The organism is Candidatus Symbiopectobacterium sp. NZEC127 (genome assembly GCF_025962675.1).
GTDB lineage: Bacteria > Pseudomonadota > Gammaproteobacteria > Enterobacterales > Enterobacteriaceae > Symbiopectobacterium.
In genome coordinates, this window is the sequence record NZ_JAGFPG010000026.1 from 1 (window position 1) to 833 (window position 833).

General features: G+C 56.2%; 1 protein-coding gene. It reads left to right on the forward strand.

Annotated features, from left to right (window positions below; genetic code table 11):
* The coding region (locus J5069_RS23705; protein WP_319801700.1) for a calcium-binding protein at window positions 1–833 on the forward strand (833 nt) is incomplete at both ends.

Sequence of the window (833 nt, forward strand, 5' to 3'; positions counted from 1 at the left end):
GATGTGCTGCGGTTCGGTGAGGGAATAAGCCCGGAACAGGTGGTGGTGGCGCGGCGAGGCGGATTGACGAGCTCCAATTATGGCGATCTGGAACTCGGTTTTGAGTCCGGAGATGAGAGAGTAACGGTCAAAGATTTTTTTTATGAGAAACGACATCAGATAGAGCGTGTCGAGTTTGCTGAGGGTACCGCATGGGATGTGGATACCATAAAAGCGATGCTGCTGCGAGGTACAGAAGAGGCGCAGACGCTGTGGGGCTATGAAGAAGGGAGTGAGATACATGGCGGTGGGGGGGATGACCGCCTGAATGGCAACAGGGGAAAGGACTATCTGTATGGAGATGCGGGGGATGACACGCTGGAGGGGGGGCCGGAGGACGATACACTGGATGGCGGAGTGGGTAATGATGTATTGAGGGGCGAAAACGGTAACGACAGGTTGGCGGGGGGCAGTGGTGCTGACAGGTTGGACGGCGGGGCCGGTAATGATGTGCTGACAGGTGATGAGGGCAATGACACGCTGGAAGGGGGGCAGGGTCGCGATATGCTGGAAGGTGGTCAGGGCAATGACCGTCTTGAAGGAGGAAATGGCAGCGACACCTACTTGTTCAGCCGCGGCGGCGGTCAGGATGTCATTGCCGAACACAGCAGTGAATCTGGTGATGTGGATGTGCTGCGGTTCGGTGAGGGAATAAGCCCGGAACAGGTGGTGGTGGCGCGGCGAGGCGGATTGACGAGCTCCAATTATGGCGATCTGGCGCTCAGTTTGGCTTCCGGTGATGACAGAGTAACGGTCAAAGATTTTTTTTATGAGAAACGACATCAGATAGAGCG